General features: G+C 60.8%; 14 protein-coding genes. 5 read left to right on the top strand and 9 right to left on the bottom strand.

The window, feature by feature from the left end; genetic code table 11:
• The first annotated feature begins 7 nt into the window (after positions 1–7).
• A complete protein-coding gene (locus AADW23_RS16925; protein WP_341862118.1) occupies positions 8–898 on the top strand; it encodes a TIM barrel protein in 891 nt (296 codons plus the stop codon).
• Positions 899–937: 39 nt separating this feature from the next.
• Positions 938–2,071, top strand: coding sequence for a Gfo/Idh/MocA family oxidoreductase (locus tag AADW23_RS16920; protein WP_341862117.1), 1,134 nt, complete (start codon positions 938–940; stop codon positions 2,069–2,071).
• 105 nt (positions 2,072–2,176) lie between these two features.
• On the opposite strand, the gene AADW23_RS16915 is transcribed toward AADW23_RS16920, so the two are convergent.
• The gene (locus AADW23_RS16915; protein WP_341862116.1) at positions 2,177–3,175 is read right to left on the bottom strand and encodes a LacI family DNA-binding transcriptional regulator; all 999 of its coding nucleotides are present in this window, start codon (positions 3,173–3,175) and stop codon (positions 2,177–2,179) included.
• A gap of 178 nt (positions 3,176–3,353) precedes the next feature.
• Between AADW23_RS16915 and AADW23_RS16910 the strand changes: the two genes are divergently transcribed.
• The 3 genes from AADW23_RS16910 to AADW23_RS16900 all read left to right on the top strand — a co-directional run bounded on the left by AADW23_RS16910 (position 3,354) and on the right by AADW23_RS16900 (position 6,346).
• Entirely contained in the window at positions 3,354–4,301 is a 948-nt protein-coding gene (locus AADW23_RS16910; RefSeq protein WP_341862115.1) for a sugar ABC transporter substrate-binding protein, read from the top strand.
• Positions 4,302–4,445: 144 nt separating this feature from the next.
• Entirely contained in the window at positions 4,446–5,576 is a 1,131-nt protein-coding gene (locus tag AADW23_RS16905; protein WP_341862114.1) for an ABC transporter permease, read from the top strand.
• Positions 5,576–6,346 (top strand): ATP-binding cassette domain-containing protein, encoded by a 771-nt coding sequence (locus AADW23_RS16900; protein WP_341862113.1) that lies wholly within the window; start codon positions 5,576–5,578, stop codon positions 6,344–6,346. Before AADW23_RS16905 ends, AADW23_RS16900 begins: the two co-directional genes overlap by 1 nt.
• Before the next feature lie 74 nt (positions 6,347–6,420).
• On the opposite strand, the gene AADW23_RS16895 is transcribed toward AADW23_RS16900, so the two are convergent.
• The 8 genes from AADW23_RS16895 to AADW23_RS16860 all read right to left on the bottom strand — a co-directional run bounded on the left by AADW23_RS16895 (position 6,421) and on the right by AADW23_RS16860 (position 15,180).
• A complete protein-coding gene (locus AADW23_RS16895) occupies positions 6,421–6,603 on the bottom strand; it encodes a DUF2783 domain-containing protein (RefSeq protein ID WP_341862112.1) in 183 nt (60 codons plus the stop codon).
• Positions 6,600–8,204, bottom strand: a complete 1,605-nt coding sequence (locus AADW23_RS16890; RefSeq protein ID WP_341862111.1) for an FAD-dependent oxidoreductase — start codon at positions 8,202–8,204, stop codon at positions 6,600–6,602. The genes AADW23_RS16895 and AADW23_RS16890 overlap by 4 nt, the downstream gene beginning before the upstream one ends.
• A gap of 74 nt (positions 8,205–8,278) precedes the next feature.
• Positions 8,279–9,229 carry an MBL fold metallo-hydrolase gene (locus AADW23_RS16885; protein ID WP_341862110.1) on the bottom strand — a complete coding sequence of 317 codons (951 nt, stop codon included), beginning with the start codon at positions 9,227–9,229 and terminating at the stop codon, positions 8,279–8,281.
• A gap of 146 nt (positions 9,230–9,375) precedes the next feature.
• The gene (gene fahA, locus AADW23_RS16880; protein WP_341862109.1) at positions 9,376–10,626 is read right to left on the bottom strand and encodes a fumarylacetoacetase; all 1,251 of its coding nucleotides are present in this window, start codon (positions 10,624–10,626) and stop codon (positions 9,376–9,378) included.
• Positions 10,627–10,701: 75 nt separating this feature from the next.
• Positions 10,702–11,334, bottom strand: coding sequence for a maleylacetoacetate isomerase (gene maiA, locus AADW23_RS16875; protein WP_341862108.1), 633 nt, complete (start codon positions 11,332–11,334; stop codon positions 10,702–10,704).
• Positions 11,331–11,687, bottom strand: coding sequence for a DUF1428 domain-containing protein (locus tag AADW23_RS16870; protein ID WP_341862107.1), 357 nt, complete (start codon positions 11,685–11,687; stop codon positions 11,331–11,333). Before AADW23_RS16870 ends, maiA begins: the two co-directional genes overlap by 4 nt.
• 142 nt (positions 11,688–11,829) lie before the next feature.
• Positions 11,830–13,158, bottom strand: a complete 1,329-nt coding sequence (hmgA, locus tag AADW23_RS16865; RefSeq protein ID WP_341864350.1) for a homogentisate 1,2-dioxygenase — start codon at positions 13,156–13,158, stop codon at positions 11,830–11,832.
• A gap of 237 nt (positions 13,159–13,395) precedes the next feature.
• Positions 13,396–15,180 (bottom strand): histidine kinase N-terminal 7TM domain-containing protein, encoded by a 1,785-nt coding sequence (locus tag AADW23_RS16860; RefSeq protein WP_341862106.1) that lies wholly within the window; start codon positions 15,178–15,180, stop codon positions 13,396–13,398.
• Positions 15,181–15,372: the final 192 nt, after the last annotated feature.

Here is a 15,372-nt window from a genome sequence, read left to right as displayed (position 1 = left end):
GAAATTCATGACCATTCGTATCGGTAACGCGCCTTGCTCATGGGGCGTAGAATTCGCAGATGACCCGCGTAATCCCGCGTGGGAATCGGTTTTGTCCGACTGCGCGGCGGCGGGCTACAAGGGGATCGAATTGGGGCCTGTGGGCTTCATGCCGGAAGATCCGGCGCTTTTGGGGGACGCGTTGCAAGAGCACGATCTGGAGTTGATCGGCGGCGTCGTTTTCCGCCCGTTCCACGACCCCGATGCTTGGGACGATGTTCTGGACGGGGCCATTCGAACCTGTAAAGCGTTGACGGCCCACGGCGCGGAACATCTTGTTTTGATTGACTCTATCTCGCCTCGTCGTGCGCCCACAGCGGGCCGTGCCGATGCCGCCGAGCAGATGGATGCGGGCGAATGGGCGGCTTACCGGGACCGGATCGCGAAGATCGCGAAGATCGGGGCCGAGGAATATGGTCTGACTGTGGGCATTCATGCCCATGCCGCGGGGTTCATGGACTTTGAACCCGAATTGGAACGTCTGCTGGATGAAGTGCCGGAAGAAATCTTGAAAATCTGCTTTGATACCGGCCACCATTCCTACGCCGGTTTCGACCCCGTGGCCTTCATGAAGCGCCACATCAATCGCATTTCCTACATGCATTTCAAGGACATCGACCCCGTTGTTAAAGCGGACGTGATCGCCAAGGGAACCGGCTTCTATGAGGCTTGCGGTCAAGGGATCTTCTGCAATCTCGGTCAGGGCGATGTGGATTTCCCTGCCGTGCGCCAGATCCTGTTGGACGCCGGGTTTGAGGGTTGGTGCACCGTGGAGCAGGATTGCGATCCGCTGTTGGATGTGCGCCCCCTCGATGATGCGCGCGCCAACCGTGAGTATCTGCAAAGCATTGGTTTTTAAGCACAACCCGGGCCAAGGCCCGGTCTACAGGAGGCAGCGATGACGAAGCTGAAATGGGGTATGATCGGTGGCGGTGAGGGGTCTCAGATCGGGCCCGCGCACCGTCTTGGGGCGCAAGCTGATGGGAACTTCGTTCTGACGGCCGGCGCGTTGGACCACGATGCGGAGAAGGGGCGTAAGTACGCGGAATCCTTGGGGGTTTCGCCGGACCGCGCCTATGGCGACTGGCACGAAATGCTGGCCGCTGAAGCCACGCGCGAAGATCGCGTTGATCTTGTGACGGTGGCGACGCCGAACTCGACCCACTTCGAAATTACCAAGGCCTTCCTTGAAGCTGGCTTCAACGTTCTGTGCGAGAAGCCCATGACCATGACCGTGGAGCAGGGCGAGGAGATCGTGCAAGTTGCGGAAAAGGCCGGGAAAATCTGTGCCGTTAACTATTGCTACTCGGCTTATCCAATGGTGCGTGAAATGCGCCATATGGTGGCGCAAGGCGATATTGGGAAGGTCCGTCTGATCGTCACGAACTTCTCTCATGGGCACCACGGGGACGCGACGGATGCCGATAACCCTCGGGTTCGGTGGCGCTATGACCCTGAAATGGCTGGTGTTTCCGGACAGTTCGCCGATTGCGGCATCCACGCGATGCATATGTCCAGTTTCATCGCCGGCGACGAGGTGCGCGAACTCTCCGCCGACTTCGCCAGCGCCATCGACAGCCGGGTTCTGGAAGACGACGCCATGGTGAACTTCCGTATGGAAGGCGGCACAGTTGGGCGGCTATGGACCTCTTCCGTGGCGATTGGGCGGCAGCACGGTTTCGACATTCAAGTGTTTGGAGAGACTGGCGGATTCCGGTGGGCGTCCGAGCAGCCGAACCAAGTTTACTACACGCCCGTGGGCGGACGCACCCAGATCATGGAGAAGGGCGAAGGCGGTCTTTCTGATGAGGCGACCCGCCTGAGCCGCGTGGCAATTGCGCATCCCGAGGGCTTCCCCCTAGCCGTGGCCAATATTTACGTGGATCTGGCCAGCGCGATCCGGGGCGGATCTTCCGCGAACCTGCCCAAAGCGGTGGACGGGGTCCGGTCCATGGCGGCGGTTTATGCGGCGGTGGACTCGGCCAGGGAGCGCGGCAAATGGGTCGATGCAAGGCCCCCGATGTTCCGCTGAGGGAATGTAGCGCGTCGGACAAAACCCTGTAGGTGTTCCCCAGCCACAATATCCACGCGCGAAATCGCCTAAAGGGGGCGGTTTCGTGCAGCATTTCAAGCTTTACTAATTTAGCGGGCGCAGGGTGCCACGCTCTACCACCTGGCACGGGAACAGCCGGGTTTCAGGGTGGCGGTTGGGTGCCTCGACCGTATCAACCACCAGATCAATTGAGGCGCTGATAATCTCGGCTACGGGTTGCCGGATCGTGGTGAGGTTTATGTTTTGCCACGCAGCCATCTCCATGTCGTTCAATCCGATGATCCCGATATCGCCGGGCACCGATAGCCCGGCCTCTTGCACTGCCGACAGCGCCCCCACGGATAGAACATCGTCACCGCAGAAATACGCCTCGGCCCGATCGCCCCTCAACAGTTTCATCATCTCTGTCCGCCCGGCATCAAAGGAATAAGCCTGCGCATAAGAGACTGAAACCGCGATCTCGGCCCGGTTTCGCAGCGTTGCCAAAAAGCCAAGGGCCCGGTCTTGGGTGGAGGTCGCGTCCCTTGGGCCTCCCAAAAAGGCCACTTTCTTGTAACCCCGTGCAATCAGGGTTTCCGCCGCCATTCGGCCACAGGCGACGTTGTCGATTCCCACCACATGGACTTGCGGCGCGGCCGCGTAACGCCCGAAGGAATGCACCACAGGGATACCCGCAGAGCGATACGCCTCGGCAAAGCTGGGGGGCAGGGTGGAAGAGGCGACAATGGCCCCGTCCACCGAATATTGCCGCATCATGCGCACAGAGTTCACCGGGTCCGTTTCGTCGGAAAGGTTCACCAGAAGCGGCCGCAGCCCCCGATCCTGGAGACCGCGCGTGAAACGGTCAAAAACCTCTAGAAACAGGGGGTTGTGAAAGTTGTTGGAGACAAGACCGATCAGCTTCGTGCGACCCGTGGTCAGCGAAGAGGCGAGGGCATTGGGCGAGTAGCCCAACTCATCGGCCGCGCGTTCCACTTTGGCGCGGGTCTTTGAAGAAACCGACGCGCCTTTGGTGAATGTGCGTGACACAGCCGAGGTCGAAACGCCTGCACGCATCGCTACATCTTTTAAGGTTACGGCCATGGCTCCCCTTAATCTGAGGCGCTCTGCTGTGCCAGAGCTAACATCGGTGAGCACCATACTGCTGCGGCCGGCATTTTTTTGCAACCGGTTGCAAAAAATCCGAATCGACGCTACGCTTCTGCCAAGGCGGGCAAGGCTTGTGCCGTTCGACCCGCCCCATATCTTTTGGGAGGAAAATATGAACGCATTTTTCAAGACGATGGCAGTCACCGCGGTTTCCGCAGTTGCTCTGATGGGCGCCACGGCAGTTCACGCTGAAGGCGAGCGTTACGTGCTGGTCAGCCACGCACCGGACAGCGACAGCTGGTGGAACACGATCCGCAATGCCCTGGCTTTGGCCGGCGAGCAGATGGACGTAGAGGTTGAATATCGCAATCCGCCCACCGGCGACATCGCCGACATGGCACGCCTGATCGAACAGGCGGCGGCTTCCGGCCCAGACGGCATCATCACGACACTTGCCGACCCCACCGTTTTGTCCGACAGCATCCAAGCTGCCGTAGATGCGGGCATTGACGTCATTATCATGAACTCCGGCACGCCAGAGCAAGCGCGCGAAGTGGGCGCTTTGATGTATGTCGGTCAGCCTGAATATGACGCGGGCTTCGCCGCGGGTCAGCGCGCTTCTGGCGACGGTGTCACCAACTTCCTCTGCGTGAACCACGTCATCTCCAACCCCGTTGTTGCCGAGCGGTGCCAAGGCTTCGCGGACGGTCTGGGTGTGGAACTGGGCGAGAGCATGATCGACGCCGGTCAAGACCCTCAGGAAATTCAGAACCGGGTCATGGCTTACTTGAACGCCAACCCTGAAACCGACGGCATTCTTGCCCTTGGGCCGACGTCGGCTGATCCCACCATCCTGGCGCTCGAAGAGCTTGGTTTGGCCGGCGACATCTACTTCGGCACCTTTGACCTTGGCGAAAACATCGTGAACGGCATCCGTGACGGCGTGATCGAATGGGGCATCGACCAGCAACCCTTCTTGCAGGCCTATCTACCGGTTGTCGTGATGACCAACTACCACCGCTACGGCGTGCTGCCTGGCAACAACATCAACTCTGGCCCCGGTTTCATCACCGCAGATGGCCTTGAGTTGGTCGAAGCACTGGCCGGCGAGTACCGCTAACATGCCAACGGCCTCGCGCATGACAAAGTGCGCGCGGGGCTAGGTCTTCAGGGCAGGCGGCGGCGACGTTGCCTGCCCTTATTTGTTTTAAGACACGCAGTTCAGAGATGCCTAATGGGCGTGAACGACCGGGGAGACAGAAAGATGAGTGAAACGGAACCATTGGCCGCAGGCGGTCCGGGAGATGAGCGCATAAAGGAACAGGGCGGGTTCAGAAAATGGCTGATCCGACCCGAATTGGGCGGCATCGTTGGCGTGATCGCCGTGTTCGCGTTCTTCGGCATCCTGGCGGGCGACAGCGGCATGTTCAACGCCCAGGGCATCATGAACTGGAGCCAGATTTCCGCGCAGTTCATGATTATCGCCGTGGGCGCCTGCATGTTGATGGTCGCCGGAGAGTTCGATCTTTCCGTGGGCTCGATGATCGGTTTCGCGGGGATTTCCATCGCGATGTTCGGCGTGGTCTGGGGCCTGCCCATGTGGCTGGCGATCATCATTACCTTCGCGATCTGTCTGACCATCGGGGCCATCAATGGCATCATCGTGGTGCGCACGGGCCTGCCGTCATTCATCGTGACGCTGGCGTTCTTGTTCATCTTGCGGGGCTTCACCATCTTCGTGCCGCAGACCGTCGAAAGCCGTACCATCATTGGCGGTATCGAAGACGCGGCAGAGGGCGATTGGTTGGCCGCGATCTTCAACACCGATCTGGCCGGATGGTTCTTTGTCTGGCTCGCTGACATCGGCCTGGTCGATACCTTCACACGCGGCACGCGAGAGGGGGAGCCGGTGATTAGCGGTCTGCCAATGCTGATCGTTTGGGCGATCGTTCTGGTTATCGTGGGCCACATCGTTTTAACCCGCACCAAGTTCGGAAACTGGATTTTCGCCGCTGGCGGCGACGCACAGGCCGCTCGGTATGTGGGCGTCCCGGTGGACCGGGTTAAGATCTCCATGTTCATGACCACAGCGTTTTGCGCCACGGTTTTTGCCTGCGTGCAGGTGTTTGAATTCGGCTCGGCCGCCGCCGACCGCGGTATCTTGAAAGAGTTCGAGGCGATCATCGCCGTGGTCATCGGGGGCGCATTGCTCACCGGGGGATACGGCTCGGTCATGGGGGCTGCTTTGGGCGCGTTGATCTTTGGCGTCGTGCAGCAGGGCCTGTTCTTTGCGGATGTGGAAAGCAGTCTGTTCCGGGTCTTCCTTGGCATCATCTTGTTGTTCGCCGTGGTCCTGAACACCTACATCCGCCGCATCATCACGGGAGAGCGTTAATGTCTGATCCAATCGTGAAAATGGTCGATATCGAAAAGCACTTCGGCCCGGTTATTGCCCTGAACGGTGTCTCTTTCGACGTGCGGGCCGGGGAATGTCATTGCCTTCTGGGGGATAACGGCGCGGGGAAATCGACCTTCATCAAGACGATGTCCGGGGTACATAAACCCACGTCCGGCACCATTTTGTTCGAGGGCCAAGAGATGAACTTCTCATCCCCGCGCGACTCGATGGAAGCAGGGATTGCGACTGTTTACCAAGACCTGGCGATGATCCCCCTGATGTCCGTCACCCGCAACTTCTGGATGGGCCGAGAGCCTACGAAGCGGTTCGGCATGATCGACTTCGATAAGGCCAATGCCACCACGATGTCCGAGATGAAGAAGATGGGCATTAACCTGCGCTCGCCCGATCAGGCGGTGGGCACCTTGTCGGGCGGCGAACGTCAGACCGTTGCCATTGCACGCGCCGTCTACTTTGGCGCGAAAGTCCTGATTTTGGACGAACCGACCTCGGCCCTTGGGGTGCGGCAGACGGCGAACGTGCTGGCTACGGTGGACCGCGTCCGTAAGGCGGGTATCGGCGTGGTGTTCATCACCCACAACGTGCGTCACGCCCTGGCCGTGGGCGACCGTTTTACGGTGCTGAACCGGGGCAAGACCCTCGGCACAGCTCAGAAGGGCGAGATCACACCGGAGGAGCTGCAAGACCTCATGGCCGGTGGTCAGGAGATGGCGCAGCTCGAAGGTTCGCTTGGTGGCACGGTCTGACGGACCATCTCACAAGCGCTGGAAACGGATGTCAGAGCGCCCTCGCAAGTGGGGCGCTCTGATCGTTTGAGGGCTCAGGTGGCGGCTTGAAGTGCCGCGCGAAGGACGTCCCGGTCGCCAATATGGTTGGCAAGGATCAGGATCAGCCGCGCGTTCAAAGCGTCGGATTGGTCTTTGGAAAGCCCTTCGTGGGCAGCCAAAAGCTCATCATAGAAGCCATCGGGATCGGCGATGTTCGGTTGGGTGTTCAGGGTCATGGCTGGCCTATCGCGGCGTTGATTGCATCGGTGATTTGCGCCTCTGTGGCGGTGTCCCAACGGGCGACGACATGTTGATCGGGCCGGATCAGGTAGAGCGCGTGGGGCGCGTCCCCCAGATAGCGGTTGCGAAGCTCTGGCGACAGATCGTGGACCGTCACAGTGTTCACGGGCAGGGTATGGGTGACTGAAGGGGCGGCGGTGTTCAGCGCCAGAAGGGTGAAATGTCCCGATAGATGATCTAGCAAGAAGCCCTCGGCCAGCGGCGCGTCGGTGCAAGGCGCACCGGGCGCGGTGCGGGCCGGGCCCGAGGGCAGGGCATCGGCCCCCGTCAGCGACAGGCCCGCATAGGTACAAGGCACCGAGAGGCGGCCCGAATTAACCATAGGTCGGGCAAAGGCGTGATCCTTGGCCAGCGTCAGCACCGCGTTGCGGAAGATCTTGGAGGTGTCAGATTTCGGGGTCAGAAAGTCCGTCGCTCGGGTGGAGTTGAGAATATTCTCATCGGCCCCGTGGGCCCGTTCCTCGTGGTAGCTATCCAGCAGGCTGGCGGGCGCATGGCCCTTGAGCACCAGATCCAGTTTCCAGGCGAGGTTATCGGCGTCCTGGATGCCGGAGTTCGCGCCGCGCGCCCCGAAAGGAGAGACTTGGTGCGCGCTGTCGCCTGCGAAGATCACCCGGTCATGGCGGAAACGCTCCATGCGGCGGCACTGGAACGTGTAGATGGAGGTCCAGACGAGATCATATTGCGTGCCAGCGGGCAGGAATTCGTCGATACGTTGGCGAATGCGATCCTCGGCCAGTTCGGCCTTGCGATCAATGTCCCATCCCAGCTGGAAATCTATGCGCCAGACGTCATCGGGTTGTTTGTGCAGCAAGGCCGATTGGGGGGCGTTGGCAAGCGAAGGCTCGAACCAGAACCACCTCTCGGTCGGGAAGGGGGCGGTCATTTTGACGTCCGCGATCAGGAAGTTATCCTCGAACACGCGGCCATCGAAGGTAAGACCCATCATCTCGCGGGTCGGCGATCGCGCCCCGTCACAGGCGATGACGTAATCGGCCGTGGCGGTGTAAGGGCCATCGGGCGTGTCGATGGTCAGCGTGACTTTGTCGGCGTCTTGCTCAAGCTTGAGCACCACATTTCTGCCACGGATTTCAATGGGTTGCGAATTTGACTGTGCATCGCGCAGGGCTTCGACGAGAAATTTCTCGAAATAGGGTTGTTGCAGATTGATGAAGGCCGGGTTGCGGTGACCTTCCTCGGGGAGAAGATTGAAGTTGAAGACCTCGCCGTCGCCATGAAACACGCGCCCCGTGTTCCAGACCACCCCCTTGTCACGCATGGGCCCGCCGGCACCGAGGCGGTCGGCGATTTCCAGCGTCCGCTTTGCGAAACAGATCGCCCGAGAGCCTTGGCCGACGCCGTCGTGATCATCAAGGATCAGCGCTGGCGTGCCTTTTTGCGCGAGATCGAGGCCCGTGGCCACGCCGATGGGCCCGCCACCGATGATGATGACGGGATGATGCGCCACGCGCTGTTGGTCAGGAACCGGCGCGTAAGGGTAGAGGGTGTGGGCGAGGGCGTAGGTGGCTCCGACCATGGGCTTGTCCTTCCGTGTAGACCGGGCCTTGGCCCGGATTGCGCCGTCCCCGGGCCAAGGCCCGGTCTACGGGGTCAACCTTGCAGCTGTTCCCACATCTCCAGATCGCGTTTGTCGGTCCAGATGCGGGGGTGGGTGATGCCGCGGGCCTCGTCATAGGCGCGGGCAACGTTGAAGGGCAGGCAGTGCTCGTAGATGGCGTAGTCGGCGAACTTGGGGTCGCATTCGGCGCGGACCGCGTCCCAGGCGTCTTTGAGGGTGCCGTTTTTGGCCGCAACGCGGGCGGCGGGGGCGTAGGTGCTATCGACGAAATCACGGGTAGAGGCGATGGCGCGCTCGACGGCGTCCTCCCCGATCAGCGCACCGCCACGGCCCGGCGCGATGGCGTCGGGTTGGAATGCGGCGATGTTGTCGAGCGTGTCGCCCCAGTCGGCGAAGTGGCCGTCGCCGCAGTAGCAGGCGGAGTGGTCCTCGACGATGTCGCCGGTGAACAGCACGTTGGCATCGGGGACGTGGATCACCGCGTCGCCCGCCGTATGGGCGCGGCCGATGTGGGAGATATCGACGCGGCGGTTGCCCAGGTAGACGGTCATCGCATCGCTAAACGTCGTGGTGGGGTAGGTAAGGCCGGGGATGGACTCGTGACCTTCAAACAGGCGGGGGAAGCGTTGGAATTCGCTATCCCAATCCTCCTGTCCCCGCTCCACCACCATGGAGCGGGCGACATCGGACATGATGATCTGCGGCGCTTCATAGGCCGAGGCACCGAGCACGCGGACGGCGTGGTAGTGGGTCAGGACGAGGTGGGAGATCGGCTTGTCGGTGACCGAGCGCACGCAGTCGATCACCTTGTTGGCAAGGCGCGGGGTGGCCTGAGCCTCCACGATCATGACGCTGTCGTCGCCGATGATAACGCCGGAGTTCGGGTCCCCTTCGGCGGTAAAGGCATAGAGGCCTTCGCCAATCTCGTCGAAGGTGATGGTTTTCTCGGTCATGTCGCCTTGGGATGCGAAAGCTTTGGCCATGGGGTGTTTCCTTATGTGGTCAGCGCGGGGCGCGCGTGAAGGAGAGGGGGCAGCGCCTGTGGGGCGCGGGGGATTGAGTTGTATTTGCCAAGATGAAGGAGGGAGCGGCGCGCGATGTTGAGCGCGGGGCGCTTTCCTTGAAGGGGTTAGGGGGTGAAAGGGTCTTTGGCGGCGGGGATGACTTGGCCGACGCAGGGGCCGAAGCCGATCTGGTAGCCGTCGCCATAGGACGTGCCGTGGAGCGCGAGGGTGTCGCCGTCTTCAATGAAGCTGCGGGTGCCGGAGGCGGTTTCCAATGGTTCCTTGCCGCCCCAGGAGAGTTCCAGAAGGGAGCCTCGGTTCCGTTTTTCGGGGCCGGAGATGGTGCCGGAGCCCAGAAGGTCGCCTGCGCGCATGGGGGAGCCGGCGGTGGTGTGGTGGGCCAGTTGCTGGGCCGAGGAGTAGTAGAGCTCATCGGCGTTGGTTTGGGCGATCTGTTCGTCGTTGAGGGTGACGGTGAGGGAAATGTTGTGGTTCATCGGCGTGGTGTCGGAAAGGTGCGGCAGGAGGGCGACTTCACGGGGCGGGGTCGCGGTGCGGAAGGGTTTGAGGGCCGCGGCGGTGACGATCCAGGGGCTGATTGTGGTGGCGGTGGCTTTGGCTTGGAACGGGCCGAGGGGCTGGTATTCCCAAGCCTGAATGTCGCGCGCAGACCAGTCGTTAAGGAGGACGTAGCCGAAGATGGCCTCGTCGGCTTGGTCAACGGTGAGGGGGCCGGAGGAGGGGGTGCCGACAATGGCGCCCAGTTCCAGTTCAATATCGAAGCGCCGCGAGGGGGCGAAGATCGGCATGTCGTGGTCGGGGGATTTCAGCTGGCCCCAGGGGCGGCGAATATCTGTACCGGAGACCACCACGGAAGAAGCGCGGCCGTTGTAGCCGATGGGCATGTGCAGCCAGTTTGGCGGCAGGGCGTTTTCGGCGCCGCGGAACATGGTGCCGACGTTGGTGGCGTGGTGACGACCGGCGTAGAAGTCGGTGTATTCCGCCACCTGGAATGGCATGTGCAAGGTGGCCTCGGCCATGGGCACGGAGAAGGTGGTGATGGTGTCTTGCGTGGCATCATCCGCGTCTTCCGACAACATGGCGGTGAGGGCGGTGCGGTAGGCGGCCCAAGCGGGGGCGCCCAGTTCCATGAAGTCGTTCCAATAGGGGGCATCGAGCACGTCCGCATCGGGATGGGCGCGCAGGTGGCCGGCCAGTTCCAGTCCGGTGGCGTCAACGATGCGGTCGCCGATGGCGACGCCGCAGCGCAGGTCGCCGTCATCGACGGAGAAGACGCCGTAAGGAAGGTTGTTGAGGGGGAAATCCGTGGTGGCGGAATTGGCGGAGGAGAGCCAGGAGCGTTTCAGGTCAGACATGGGTCACTTTCGGTGCGGATTAGAGTTGGCCGACCCTCCGGGGGGAGGTGTATTTGCCAAGATGAAGGAGCGGGATCAGGAAGCGTCTGGTTGCGCTTCGGGCGCGGCGGCTTTGATGGCGGGGGTGGCGAGGCAGGCAGCCTCGATGCGGGCTGTTTTGGGATAGGGGGTGAGGGGAAGGCCCCAGCGGTGGGCGTTGTAGCATTGGGCGACGATGCAGAGGTCCGCGAGGCCGGGGGTGTCGGTGAAGGCGAAGGTGGCGCGGTCGGGCAGGAGCGCTTCCAGGGCAGAGAAGCCCTCGGCCATCCAGTGGCGCATCCAGTCCTGGGCCTGGTCCTGGTTCGCATTGTGAGCCGTCTTGAGGTGGGCCACCACGCGCAGGTTATTGACTGGGTGGATATCGAGCGCGACGGTGTGAGCGGCGGCCAGGACGCGGGCGCGCAGCAGCGGGTCCGATGGCAGCAGGGGGGGCTCGGGGTAGGTGGCATCGAGGTAGTCAAGGATGGAGAGGCTTTGGGTCAGCACGGTGCCGTCGTCCAGTTCCAAGGCCGGGACGCCTTGACCGGGGTTTAGGGCGGTATAGGCATCGGTCCGCTGCTCGCCCGCGACGAGGTCGACGGGGCGTTGCGTATAGGACAAGCCTTTGAGGTTGAGAGCGGCGCGCACCCGGTAGGATGTGGTCGAGCGCCAGTAGGAATACAGGATCATTTGGCGTCCAGAAGCAGGTCAAACCCGCCGAAGATCATCCGCTTTCCATCGACGATGTCGGTTTCCATCATCGCTTGCATGGCCGGTTCCGACCAGACTGCCTGATGGGCGGCGTCGCTGGTTTCCTTGTCGGGAAATTCCATCCAGGAAAACACGATGGCCTCGTCTGCCTCGGCCTGGACGGCGCGGGGGAAGGAGGTGCGTTCACCTTGGTCGATCCCCGCGCCCCAAGTCTCGACGCAGCGGGAGGCGCCGTGCTTGAGGTAGAGATCCACGATCTGTTTGGCCGCTTCAATATATTCCGCCTTGCGGGCGGTTTTTACGGGGATCACAAATCCGTCGATATGGCTCATTTCATCCTCCCAGATGTGTCGTTTCTCGGGGCCGGCGGCGGGACGCTTTGGCGCCCCGCGCGTTTGGCTAGAGCAATGATGACGACCGGTGCGAGGGTTGTCACGAGGATCATCGCCCCGATCAACAGCCACACGAGCGGCGTCATTTCTTCCCCGGCGTGCCGTCGAACTTTTTCTCGAGCGTTGTCCAGCAGTCGATGTAGTCGTCTTGCAGGGGCGCTTCATTGGCCGCGAAAGCGGTGAGGTGTTGCGGGAAACGGGTCTCAAACATGAACGACATGGTGTTGTCGAGTTTCTCGGCCTTCAGATCGGCGTTCGACGCGCCCTCAAACGCGTTCTTGTCGGGGCCGTGGGGCAGCATCATGTTGTGCAACGACACGCCGCCGGGAATGAACCCCTTCGGTTTCGCATCATACTGGCCGTAAATGTTGCCCATCAGCTCGCTCATGATGTTCTTGTGATACCACGGCGGGCGGAAGGTGTCTTCGGCCACCATCCAGCGTTCGCGGAACAGGACGAAGTCGATGTTGGCCACGCCGGGCTGGCCCGAGGGCGCGGTGAGCACGGTGAAGATCGACGGGTCGGGGTGATCGAACAGGATCGCGCCGACAGGGCAGTAGGTTTTCAGGTCGTATTTGAGCGGCGCGTAATTGCCGTGCCAGGCCACCACGTCCAGCGGGCTTTGCGCGATCTTGCTGGTGTGGAACTGGCCGCACCATTTGATTGTGATGGTGGAGGGCACCTCGCGGTCCTCGTAGGCCGCAACAGGCGCCTTGAAATCACGCGGGTTGGCCATGCAGTTGGCGCCGATGGGGCCGCGGCCCGGAAGCTCGAACTTCGCGCCGTAATTTTCGCAGACAAAGCCACGGGCGGGGCCGTCGAGAAGCTCTACCCGGTAGACAAGTCCCCGTGGCAGGATTGCGATTTCCTGGGGCTCCACGTCAATGATACCCAGTTCCGTGCAGAACCGCAGGCGACCTTCTTGGGGCACCACCAGCATCTCACTGTCGGCGGAGTAGAAATACTCATCCACCATGCTTTCGGTGACCAGATAGACGTGGGAGGCCATGCCCACTTGCGTGTTCACATCACCCGCCGTCGTCATCGTGCGCATGCCTGTCAGCCATGTCAGCGGCTGGTCGGAATGGGGCACCGGGTCCCAACGGTATTGCCCCAGAGAGACCACGTCGGGGTCCACATTGGGGGCGGATTTCCATTGGGGGAGGTCAATTTTCTCATAACGGTGGGAATGTTTGACGGAAGGACGGATACGGTAGCACCATGTCCGTTCCGGGCGCACATCGGTGAAGGCGGTGCCGGAAAGCTGCTCTCCGTAGAGGCCGTAGTTCACCTTCTGTGGCGAGTTCATGCCCTGGGGAAGGGCGCCGGGAAGCGCCTCTGTCTCAAAATCATTGCCGAAGCCCGGCATATAGCCCTCGTGCGCACCGGGGTGGCTGGGGGCTTGGGTCATCGTGCGGATGGCAGCTTGTTCGTTCATGGGAAACCTCTGGGCAGCGTTGCGCCGACGATAATGGTTGCCTTTGTAACTAACAAGGGGTGTGAAAGAGAAATGCCCCACGTGCGGTGGAAAGGTGGAACCGGGGCGGGGTGCGACTGTGCTGGTATCAGACAGACCCTGCGCGTCGCGACGGCCGGACCGGGCCTGCGTTTATTTATGTTAGCTTAAGCCGAGGGGAGGCAACCGACCTTAACAGGCGAGTTGCGTAGGTTCAGTGGTCTGATGCTCGGCCAAGGGAAACTCTACATAAAAGACCGTACCGACGCCCGGTTGGCTTTCATAATAGATGTCCCCCTCCATCTGCTTCGCCAGCTTCTTGGAGATGTGAAGCCCGAGACCGGACCCTTGCGTAGACGCTTGCCCGCTGTTTCCAACCTGCTCGAAGCGTCCAAACACTTTGCTTTCCATTCCCGCAGGAATTCCCTGGCCGGTATTCTCGATCGAGAGCCGCACTTTGCCGCCAGACGTGCTGATAAGCCCTTCGACCAAACCACCCTTGTCGGAGAACTTGATGGCGTTGGAAACGAGGTTGTCGATGATCTGACGGATCGCGAAAGCATCGCCCATGATGACGGATGGCGTGTCAAGCGCGGAAGAAAGCTGCACGCCGCGCTCAGAGGCGAACATTCGGTTCTCTGCAAAGCTTTCTTCAAGGAGATCGCCAAGATCGACCTCTTTGATGTCCAGTTCCAGCGCATTGATATCAATCTTTTGCGCCAACAGAATGTTGTCCACCAGCCGTGACAGTCGGTCGCCGTTTCGATGGGCGATGCTGAGAAGCGAGCGAATGGGGTCGGAAACATCGCCAATGCGACCGCTAAGCGCAAGCGTGAGCCCCCCCTTCAGAGAGGTCAGGGGCGTGCGTAATTCATGGCTGACGACCGAGATGAAGTCGTCCTTGGCGCTGTTGGCTTCATCCGCGCGTATCAGCGCCTTCTCCAGCGCCGCGTTCGTGGCGATCCGGTCTGTGATGTCGACGAAGGTGATGCTCCATCCAAGGGCGGCACCCGCTGGATCAAGCGGGCTTTCGATGGTGCGGATGCGCGGTTCAAAAACCCGTTGGTTCAGGGTCAAGTGAACGGCGTCTTCGTTTTGGTGCCATGCCTCAATCCGGGCGATGATGTCGTTCAAGATAGATACCGCGTTGCGATGCAGGCCAGTGTCCTTCGCCGCTGTGTTCATCAAGGTGATCTTGCGGTGTCTATCCACGAGTACGACGGGTTCGCTCATCGTGTCGAAAAGTACGGACTTACCCACAAAGGCCATATCCATCGTTTTGTTCGTCACAAGCATCCACGTGAAGGTGAGAATGCCAAAGGTGAACATGAAGGCCGTTGGATCAACGCCGAAAACGGTAAAGCCGAGCATAACGTAGGCGGCATTTGCGGTCAGTGGCGTGGTTGTGATGAGGACCAGCGTAAGCAGCAAGGGCCAAGCGCTGCGGTTTGCGCGCCCGAACGCTTTGAAAAGCCGGATAAGAGCCACGGCCACAAACCCATAAAGGGTCGCGATAATGCCGTAGAAGCCGGGTCCATGGACGTAATCGACATATTGCTCGCCCGAAGGGATTTGCGTGGCGTCAGCATAGACAAGGTGGTGCCACTGGTTGGTGGCGGCGAATAGGAATATGGCCATTGGCACAACGAACAACACGGCGCCGACAAGACGTTTGTCGAATGGCGTCTTATTGTCGATATAGGCCAGCACGAAGAAGCACCATGCGACGGGCACCAACCCGTTACCGAGCCATGCCAGCGTGGCCCATTGCAGCTGACAGGAGAATGTAGACGATGCAACCTCCAACCCGATCATCGTCAGCGTCCAGATCATGGCGATGAAGGTGATGGCGTAGTAGAATTTGCCCTGAAACTTCTGGAACTTCACCATCCATGCCAAAGCAAGCGCCGCCACGACGCTGACGTTAATCACCAGCCATAGGGCGGGTTCGGCCACCAATCCGTCAAAGCATGTCATCGCTGCCTCACTGCAAGTATTCTTCTTTTGGCAACAGACACCACACGGTTGTGTTCGAACTTTGACCGATAAGTGACCATTGCGAAACGCCTCGGCAAATGTGCGGTTTCACGGGCGCAGGGCTGTAGCGGATCAATACGCAAACAACGGTGCAAGTGTGCTCTGAGCCGGGTGATCGCGCAGAACATAGCT

The organism is Gymnodinialimonas sp. 57CJ19 (assembly GCF_038396845.1).
Taxonomy (GTDB): Bacteria; Pseudomonadota; Alphaproteobacteria; order Rhodobacterales; family Rhodobacteraceae; genus Gymnodinialimonas.
Note: the sequence above shows the minus strand (reverse complement) of the source record. Positions and strands in the feature narration are given on the sequence as shown.